The sequence below is a fragment of the Candidatus Eisenbacteria bacterium genome, from assembly GCA_016867495.1.
Taxonomy (GTDB): Bacteria; Eisenbacteria; RBG-16-71-46; order CAIMUX01; family VGJL01; genus VGJL01.
The window spans coordinates 1-8909 of the sequence record VGJL01000106.1 but is presented as its reverse complement, the minus strand read 5'-3'; the positions used below and the strand labels follow the sequence as shown (position 1 = coordinate 8909).

General features: G+C 69.2%; 5 protein-coding genes. 1 reads left to right on the top strand and 4 read right to left on the bottom strand.

The window, feature by feature from the left end:
• The coding region (locus FJY88_09605) for a T9SS type A sorting domain-containing protein (protein MBM3287585.1) at nt 1–933 on the top strand (933 nt) is incomplete at its 5' end.
• Between the two features lie 149 nt (nt 934–1082).
• Here the strand turns inward: FJY88_09605 and FJY88_09600 are convergent.
• The 4 genes from FJY88_09600 to FJY88_09585 are packed head-to-tail and all read right to left on the bottom strand — an operon-like array spanning nt 1083 to nt 8879.
• Nucleotides 1083–5780: a hypothetical protein gene (locus tag FJY88_09600; protein MBM3287584.1), complete on the bottom strand. Its 4698-nt coding sequence runs from the start codon at nt 5778–5780 to the stop codon at nt 1083–1085.
• Nucleotides 5777–6856, bottom strand: coding sequence for a hypothetical protein (locus FJY88_09595; protein ID MBM3287583.1), 1080 nt, complete (start codon nt 6854–6856; stop codon nt 5777–5779). The genes FJY88_09600 and FJY88_09595 overlap by 4 nt, the downstream gene beginning before the upstream one ends.
• On the bottom strand, nt 6853–8250 hold the full coding sequence (locus FJY88_09590; protein MBM3287582.1) for a peptidoglycan-binding protein: 1398 nt from the start codon (nt 8248–8250) through the stop codon (nt 6853–6855). Before FJY88_09590 ends, FJY88_09595 begins: the two co-directional genes overlap by 4 nt.
• Nucleotides 8142–8879 carry a hypothetical protein gene (locus FJY88_09585; GenBank protein MBM3287581.1) on the bottom strand — a complete coding sequence of 246 codons (738 nt, stop codon included), beginning with the start codon at nt 8877–8879 and terminating at the stop codon, nt 8142–8144. The genes FJY88_09590 and FJY88_09585 overlap by 109 nt, the downstream gene beginning before the upstream one ends.
• Between the last annotated feature and the right edge of the window lie 30 nt (nt 8880–8909).

Genomic DNA, 8909 nt, shown 5'->3' with positions numbered 1-8909 from the left:
ATCGGCCTGGAAGCGACCTCTCCGGCCGGCGCCCCCGGCAGCTTCTACACCCTCTACATCACCGAGATGTTCTTCGTGGACGACGTGGAGACGCAGACCGGCTGGCAGCTCGGGGCGGCCGGCGACAACGCGACTGCGGGGATCTGGATCCATGCCGACCCGGTCGGCACAACCTACGGCAGCCCGGCGCAGCAGGTCCAGCCAGAGGACGACCATACGCCCGCGCCCGGTGTCATCTGCTACGTGACCGGAAACGGCCTGCCCGGGGGAGCGGCCGGGGACGCCGACGTCGACGGAGGCTGCACGACCCTCCTGAGCCCCATCTTCGATCTTGAGGATGCGACGATGGCGTTCGTCTCCTACCACCGTTGGTTCGGGGAAGCGGGCAACTCCACCGATGACGAGTTCGCTGTCGATGTCTCGAGCAATGGCGGAACCAGCTGGGTCCCGCTCGAGAGAGTCCCGAACAACGACAACACATGGCGGAAGATGACGTTTCGGATCGACACCTTCGTTCCGCTCACGGCTCAGATCAGGTTCCGCTTCGTCGCGTGCGACCTGAACCAGGGCGGACTCATCGAAGCAGCGATCGACGACTTGGCGATCGAGAGCTTCACGCCGAACCCCGGCGCCGTCGACCAGATCGGAGGCGGGCTCGCGCCGCAGCTGTCGCAGAACGCGCCGAATCCGTTCCGCCCGGGGACGACCATCAACTTCCGTCTGAGCAACGCGGGCCAGGCGCGCCTCGAGATCTTCGACGCCTCCGGCCGGCTCGTCCGCACGCTGTTCGATCGGCAGGCGGATGCCGGGCAGCAGCAGGTGACCTGGGACGGCCTCGACGACCAGGGCCATCAGGTCGGTTCGGGCGTTTACTTCTACCGCCTCACGTCGGGGGCCTTCCAGCAGAGCCGCAGGCTGACCATCCTGCGGTAGGCTCGCAGCCCTCCCGCGAGGGGAAAGCGCCGCGCCCCGAGGGCGCGATCGAGCAAGAGGCGGCGGATCCGTCATCCGGATCCGCCGCCTCTCTTTGGCCTCCGGCTCCGCCGCGCGCGAATCGGTCCCCGCGGGCGAATCCGGCAGACCTAGGGTCTCGTCTCCCGGGAACCCTGCTCCGCGGGCCTTTCCCTCCCTCGAGGAGCCAACAGCACGGCAGCGCGCGCTACCGTCTGGAAGGAGGATGCGAACCCTTGATAGGCCGGAACACACGGCTCCTGGTCGAGCGCCTCCCCTAGCGGTGCCCTCAGCATCGACGCCACGCGGATCGTGTAGGTGGTGTCGGGAAGCAGCGACGCGGCCGGATCCAAGACCAGGATCCTGTCTCCGTCCTCCGTCGAGCGGGCGAGCTCGATGCTTCCGCCGCCCTGGATCTCGAGCCAGACGGTCGAGGGATCGACTGTCGATGGATCGCAGGCGCGCGAGAGCGTGACACGGATCGTCTTGAGCGTGTCGACGGCCGCCGCCCCTGAGGACGGGTCCGACCTCCGGACGAGGAAGGAACAGAACGAGACTCCGGTCGTGTCGGCGGCCCGCAGATCGTCTGAGTCCTCGAGACTCATGATGACGTGGTAGCTCTCGTCGCAACCTTCCTCTCCGGTCTCGTCGATCTCTCCGTCGCCATCGCTGTCGCGGCCGTCGCACCCCGCCGTGTCGGTGCAGGCATAGGTGTGGGATGCCGAGAGGCCCGCGGGGATCGGCAGAGTCTCCGGGGGGCTCCCGTCTCCCCAATCCCATGTAACGCTCACCAGCGTCCCGTCCGGATCGGTCGAGCCGCTCGCATCGAAGACGATCGTCCTGCTGTCGCCCAGCGCGCATACTCCTGGGCCCGCGTCGGCGACCGGTCGCGCCCCCACCTCGAACTCCGCCAGGTAGGGCTGGTTGCCGGGGACGGCCGGGTCCTGGTCGAGCCGGGCCCCGTCCGCGCTGCGGAGGCTCATCGATGTGAGCCACTGGTAGCGTCCCGCCTGGAGGGGCTGCGCGTGCAGGAAGACGAAAGCGGTGTCGCCGGGCTCCGCCTGCCGGTCGACGGAAACGGCGAATCCGTTACGGATCAGACCCGGTGTGGTGGGCGTGAACGAGGAGAGATCCATCGGCTTGCTGAAGACGAGTCGCGGGACAATCAGAGGATCGACATCGGTGTCGCCCCCGCCGGGCAGGCTCGACACGACGCGCGGCGGCGGGCCCTGCTCCGTCACCGTCGTGAAGGAGGCCTCGTAGGCCTGCTCCCCCGGCACCGACGGATCCTGGTCGAGCCGATTCCCCTTGCGGTCGAGGACTCCCTCCGCGCGGACCGTGTAGGTCGTCTCGAACTGGAGATCGGCCGCCGGAGCGAGCGTCGCCGTATCCCCGCTTGCCGAGACGGTCCTCGTGGCATCGACCGGCAGCCCTCCATCGAGGAGGCGGAAAGTCCCCTCGTTGACGCTCGCGATGTCGACGGGCTCGGAGAAGACGAGCCGAACCCGCGTGTCGACCGCGGGCCAGGGTCCCCCGTCGAGGAGCAGATCGGTCACGCGCGGGGGGATGTTCTCGGCACGCGTTCTGAAGGAAATCGTCCGCTCCTGCCCGCCCCCCTGCGAAGGGTCGCCGTCGAAGGGATTGCCGAGCGTGTCGGCCAGGGCCGGCGTCAGGGTGATCAGAATGCGCGACTCGAAAGGTAGCGGATCAGCGGGAAGCAGCGAGACCTCCCTGTTGTCGGAGTCGGCAACGCGTGCGGCGGGGATCGCTGCCCCGGTCGAATCGGTAAATCGGATCGAGCCTTCTCCGATGGTCGTCGGATCCAGGGGCTCGTCGAAGGTCAGGACGGGATCGACATCGATGTCGACCGCGATGGCGCCGTCCTCTGGGACCGACGCGACGAGGACGGGACCGTAGGCGTCGGGCTCGGTCCGGAAGCCGCTCGTGAACGGATCGGGACCGGGGTGAGCGGGATCGGGGTGCTGGTCGAGCCGGTTCCCCGCGAGATCGAGAGCCAAAGTGTCGACAACGACCGTGACAGAACGGTCGAAGGGCAGGCTCCCGGCGGGAATCCAGATGGCACGGCGATCGTCATCATCGAAGCTCAAGGTCCCCGGGTGCGCGACACCGGAGATCTCCACGCGCACAGCCGTCCCCAATGAGGATCGATCCATCGGCTCGCTGAAGTCGACGATGACCGGGTCAGCGACCCCCACGCCGCTCTCCCCGTCCGCGGGATCCACTGACAGTACGCTCGGCGGGATCCTCTCGGGCTCTGTCGTGAAGGAGGAGTGGAACTTCTGCCTGCCCGCCCGGACCGGATCCTGGTCGAGGCCGTTTCCGAAGCGATCTGTGATCAGGGTCTCGATGTGAACGTGATAGCTCGTCAAGTCAGCGAGTCGAGAGGAGGGCTCGAATCGCGCGGAGAGAGAGTCGAGGCTCGGCACCACCCTGCCCGCGACGGCCGGCCCGGTCGAGTCGCCCCTGGTGAGATGGAAGTAAGTCTCCACGAGGCTCGGGCGAACGGGCTCGCTGAAGACGACCGTCACCGACGTGTCGGCGCGGATCCCGGCGGCTCCCTCGGCGGGGGCGACCTGGACGACGAAAGGCGCGACCGTCTCCTGGATCGTCGTGAACTGGCTCGAGAAGCTCTGGTGGCCCGCGAGGGAGTAGTCCTGGTCGAACGGTCCGCCGCGCTCGGAGAGGAGACCCGCCCCCGCCGCCACCTGATAGCGACGGAACGCCCGCAGCGGACTGTCCGGCCTGAGCCTGACCTCCCGTCCATCGGGGGAGACGAAGCGCGCGGCCGCAACGCCGACTCCATCCAGCAGCAGGGCCACGGTCGTCTCCGCCACGGACGCAGGCCGCACTCCCGGATCGAAGGTGAGCCTCACCTCCACGTCCCATGCCACGCCCTCCTCTCCGTTCGGGGGATGGACGGCGATGACCTTGACGTTCTGCTCGGAGAGGAAGCGAAGATCGAGGTCCTGGAATCCGGGCGTATCGTAGTCCTGATCGAAAGGGATGCCGCCCGCGTCCCGCACGCCCGCCGTACCCGATCGGATGATCAGACGGTGCTCGGTGTCGCGGGCCAGGTCGCTCGCCGGGACCAGGATGAACCGCTTCCCATCGTCGCTGTAGGGGCCGGGACGCAGGGCGACATTCACCCACAGTCCATTGAGATTGCGCTGCAAGAGAACGGACTGCCCCGGGAGGAATGTCGCCGGATCGATCTGCCGGTCGAACTCGACGCGCGCCGCCTCGTAGACGGGATGGTGGGGCTCGTTCGCGACGGGAACGGTGGACGCGACAGAGGGTCCCCTCGGCTGCGCGAGCACCGTGAAGTCGGAAGAGAAGGGCTGCAGCCCGCTCTGCAGCGGATCCTGATCGAGCGGCTCCCCTCTCTCCGCATCCCGGATCGTCGTCTCGAGCCGGATCGCGTATCGGCCCCCGTACTCGAGCTCCCCCGAGGGGTCGAGGGTCAGGGTCTTCCCGCCGCCCGAGACCTGGCGAGAGGCAGCGACATCGCCGCCGGGGCCCACGAGACGGAGGCTGCCCGCATCGACGCTCGCGGGATCGACGGCATGGCTGAGCGTGGCGACGATCATAGCGACAGGGGCGATGTCGGTCGCCCCGTCCTCCGGGGAGATCCCGATGACGCGGATCGGGTCGTACACCTCCACGCGGAAGTCGATCGCGAAGGCCTGCAACCCCTCCCTCCTCGGCTCCTGGTCGAGGCGGCGTCCGTCGTCTCCTCGCAGGGAGGAAGAAACGCGCAGCCTGTACCAGGTCCCGCGATCGAGAGGCGCGATCGATCGGAGGAGAAGATCCGAGAACCCGTTCTGCGCGCTGCGAGCGAGATCGACGGTCTGCCCCGAAGAGAGAGCGCGGACCGAGACGAGCGTGTCCTGCGGGGAGAGCGGGAGCTCCATCTGGCGGTCGAACCGGACCCTTATGGTGCATGTGTCGGCGATCTCCTCGGCGCTGTCGGGCATGGCCGCGCCTGAAGCGAAGAGGGCGATCACGCGCGGGAGGTCGAACCATGGGTCCAGGTCGATCCAGGAGGAGTCGCTGAAGATGCCGGTCCCGAGCGGAAGCTCCCCGCGCACCCTGTAGGCGCGGCCCGTCGCGGCTTGGCTCGCCCGCAAAGACGGCTCGGCTCGCAGCCGGCCGCTCTCGCGCGGCAACCCGGCGGTCCCCCGTTCGATGCCGGGGGTGAAGACCCGCGCCGTCTCCGCCGCCGCGAGGGTGTAATCGGTCTGCAGGCCTTCCGCCTCTTCCCTGAGCAGATACGAAACGACTCCCGGGATCGGCGACCACCTCACCGTGTATCGGAGCCCCCCCTCTTCTCCATCGATGACCGGCGGCCCGGCGAATGCCGGATAAAGAAGAACGGTGGTCTCGGTGACGCGGCCGCGCTCGATCACGATCCCGCCCTGCCGTCCGAAGTAGATTCCTCCCCTTCCTGTCGGCGCGGGCCCTTCGGCCTGGAGCAGCGCCTCGATGTCGCGGCCCGGCGGCACGGCAAACTCCAGAGAGACATCGCCCGACGGCGGAATCGGCGCTCGCGCGAAGGCCACCTGGGTCCCGGCTCCGTTGCGGACGGCGACGACAAGAGAGTCGGGCCGTCCGGCGGATCCGCCGTCCCCCGCGCCGTCGGCCTGCGCGGGAGTCGGGCTGTCGAGCTTCGCCGATTCCGCGACGAGGAAGCGAACGAGCAGATGGCCCCCGCCCGAGTCGGTGACCCTGTCGGCCATGCAGGAGAGAAGCAGCCCCGCGGCGAGCAAGAGGGGCGGCAACCGCCTCAGTCGCGATCGCGCGATTCTCACTGCCCCAGACTCCAGAGGAAGGAGACCTCGAGTCCGCGGAGGCTGCGCCCCTCGCGCGCGCTACCCAGAGCGGGGGCGATCGACCCCTCGATTCCCTGCCGACCCCATCTCTTGAGCAGGCCGACGGAAGGCCTCAGAACGACCGGATCCGCGATCAGGTCGTCGAACCCCTCGTAGCGCCAGGCCGTGAGGGCCGCCCGCCATCGCCAGTCGTCCCCCCATGCCGTCTGGATGCCGCCGCTCAGGACCGAGCCGCCGCTCGGGGCGGCCCACCCCACGCTTGCTTCGCCTTCGGCTTGAAGGAAGAGGCGTAACAGGCTTTCAAGCGAGAGGTTGCCGGGGCGGGAGAGCCCAAGGGCCAGATCGAGGCGCTCCCCTTCGCGGTAGCGATCGACGCCGCGCAGCTTCGAATTGCCCTCGGTCGTGCCCGCGGCGGTGAGAGACCAGTGGACTCCCTGGTAGGGTCCGTTCAGAGCCGCCGCCAGCCGGAGACGATCGCCCGGATCGAGCGATCCCTCGCCCCGCGCAGCTCGGTATGGCGCTCGAATCAGAATGCCGGCCGCAACGCCCGCCTTGTGGACTGCGCCCAGCGGGATCATCCGGAGCGCGCGCGCCTCCACGCCCGGTCCGGGAGCCAACCCGCCAACCGGCATGCGAAGCCCCGTCTCCTCCAACAGCGAGGCCAGGCGCATCTCCTCTCCCGTCAGGGAGGGATCCCGCAGCGGGACGACGGCGCCAAGCCCGAGGATCCATCTGTGATCGACGCGGTGGCGCGCGTTGAGCCATCCTGCGCCGACTCCGGACGACTTGGCGGATGGGCTGCCCTCCATCTCCTGATGCCTGAGATCGAAACCGAGGCTGACCTCGCCCCCGGGAAGGGGCTCTAGGCCGATCTCGATGGGGAGCCAGGCTTGACGCACGCTCTGCTCCGCTTCTCCCCCCTCGATCCTCCAGTTCGAGAATCTGGCTCCAGCGCGTGCCGTTCGCGGCGTCAGATCGAGGGCCCCCGCGGAGTCCGCGACAACTGCGAGCGCGACGCCGCAGAGAGCGAGGAGGAAGAGCCGCCCGCGCCTCACGGGAACCTCCCCTCGAGACGGAGTCTCCCTTCGCCGCCGAGGGCTTTCACGGGTCCGCGCCTGGCATCGCCCGGCGATCCGAAGACGCCCGGCATCTCGCTCACGGTCTCCTCGAGCGTCAGAGGGATATCCTCCTCCCCGACAGAGCCCAAGAGCAGCACACGCTTTCGGAGCGCGTCCTCCCATGAGGCGATCTCGCTGGGGCCGGCCTGATCGGCGTCCACGGCAACCAGGACCCGCTCCCATCCCGGGTTGCGCTCTCTCAGGGCCGAGCCACGCAGCCTCGCCAGAGCGAGATCTCCCCGCGCGCGCACGAGGGCCCATCTCCCCGCCTCCTGCAGATCGGCGAGCGATGGAAGGGGCTCTTCGATCCCCGAGAACCGCTCCGGCCTCCACTCGGCCGGGATGAGGTCGAGAAGCCTGAGGAGCGTGGAGCGCGCGATGATCGCTCCGTTCTCCAGCGGCCCCTCATCCACCACCGGACCCCAGAGCCGGCGTCCCTGCGCGTCGAGGATGGCGACTTCGAAAACGAGCCGCCCCTCGCGCACGCGAAGGCTCGAGCGAATCAGGTGTCGCGCGGGAATCGCCGCCGAGAGATCGACGATTCCCGCGGCTTCGATCGGACGAGTGGGCCGAAGGAGCGCTTGCTCGTACGCCTCCTGGATGGCCCCCATCGTCCTGCCGTCCGCCTCCCCCGTCGGCTCGAGCCCCTTCAGGGACTGGAAGGCACGCAGGGCATCCCGCAACCCCGGTCCCGCCTCCGGGTCGATCGCGCCGGAGTAGAGCGGTTTCCCGGTTGGCCCCGGCAGCATCGCGAGACGCACCTTGAGCCCCTCGATCGTCTGGATCGGCAGGGTCGAGGCCAAAGCCGGCGTGGCGGCCGCAGCGCCTTCCGGAAGGCGATCGAGCGCCGCGACGACGCGATGGAGGGGAGCCGTCCGCGAGTAGCCTCGCGAGAGGACCTCCTCGCTCATCAGCCAAGCCATGGCGAAGGGAAGGTCCTCCACTCCGGCCGGGCTGCCGAGGTTGTCGCTCGGCAGAACGGCCCAGTCCCAGCGCAAGGTCTCGGGGAGAGAGGCCTCGCTCCTGCGCAGAAGCGTTTCCGCCAGCCTGCGGAGCGCCGGGTCGCCGGCGCTCCAGCGCGCGCGGACGAGCTGTTCTCGTGCGGCCGCCGCTTCCCCCCGGTCGGACAGAGCGCGGGCCTCCTCCAGCAGGAGCGCCCCTTCGAGCGCGAAGGGAGCGGTGGGGCAAAGAGAGAGCAGGAGGAAGGCGACCGCGAGACGTCTCACCGGCCGCCGCACGCGCCCGAGATCCAGTCGAGCAGATCGGGGAGGAGATCCGCCCTTGCGGCGAGCAACTCCGCTCCCCGAGCCGTTCCTTCGGCTATCCAGCATTCCGCCTCACGATCCCGCAGGAGCAAGGCCGCCGCCGACTCGGTCCCCTGGATGTCGCCGCTCGATGTCAAGACAAGAAGCTTCACGGATGAACCGGCGGTCGGCTCCGTCGGGCGCCTCCCTCCCCCGATGGAAGGAGACAGCAAGATCCATCCGGCGGCCGCCGTCCCGTCGCGCCACCCGAGGACCGCGGAAGCAGCTTCCCCGGAGCCGATCACGACCAGCGGATGGGCCACGCCGTCCGGCAAGGCGCGAAGATATCGCATCGCGGCCGCTGCGTCCAGCCCGGTCTCGGAGTCCTCCCGCATCGGGGTCCGGCTCCTCTCCCGCCTAATCCCCCGCTGGAAAACGCTGACGCCTGTCCCCCGGAGCTCGGGCACCAGGACGTCCAGGCCGCGCCCGCGAATGGAATCGGCGAGGACCGACCACGCGGCCCTCCCCTCTCCCGGGTCGGGGAAGAGCAGGACGACTCCAGCCGCGGGGCCCTCGTGCCGATAGTGAGAGGCGAAGATCCGGTAGCCGTCCGGGCTCTGGTAGGTCACATCGAGACGGCCCCCGGGAGCGGCGGCGCCGGGTCCGCACAAGAGGAGGAGCGCGAGAAGAAAGAGGATTGGGCCGCGGCCCCGCATGACGTTGCGCCGGCCGGCGGACGGCCGTCG

What these genes read in the sequence shown, in the direction of transcription:
- FJY88_09590 (MBM3287582.1), bottom strand. Translation starts at nt 8,250, where the DNA reads ATGCTGGATAGCCGAAGGAACGGCTCGGGGAGCGGAGTTGCTCGCCGC.
- FJY88_09585 (MBM3287581.1), bottom strand. Translation starts at nt 8,879, where the DNA reads ATGCGGGGCCGCGGCCCAATCCTCTTTCTTCTCGCGCTCCTCCTCTTG.